Genomic DNA, 421 nt, shown 5'->3' on the forward strand with positions numbered 1-421 from the left:
GAGCTTGCCCGTGACCACGGAGTCAACGAGCAGTTCACTACCGCCGAGCCGTCGGTACCCGGACCGGATCTTAGCGAGGATCGCACCATTCATGTACAGCGCGCCGTTCTGGCCGTTAATGCCACGGACACGCGCAGTAAGGGAGTCCAGGGCATCAAAGAACTCGTAGCCGTTGAGAACCGGCCCGACGCCGCCAGCGTCGAACACCTGGGCACCGATGATCCGCTTCCGCAGGCCGTCGAACTCCTTCGGGTTTACAGAGCTATCGCCGTTGAAGAACTTGTCAGCGAAAGTAAAAGCAGCGGCCTTGACCTTCAAGGTCTCCTGGATCGCGCGCTGATCGTTGAGGTTGCCTCGCGTCCGGGAAATGAACTTATCCACGTCAGAGTCGCCACCGAGAATCGAAAGCATCTCGATTCTC

At 58.9% G+C, this 421-nt stretch carries 1 protein-coding gene; it reads right to left on the reverse strand.

The window, feature by feature from the left end; genetic code table 11:
* The coding region (locus CAY82_RS26810; protein ID WP_256576351.1) for a major capsid protein at positions 1–421 on the reverse strand (421 nt) is incomplete at both ends.

This window comes from Pseudomonas sp. SID14000 (genome assembly GCF_002165135.1).
Classification (GTDB): domain Bacteria; phylum Pseudomonadota; class Gammaproteobacteria; order Pseudomonadales; family Pseudomonadaceae; genus Aquipseudomonas.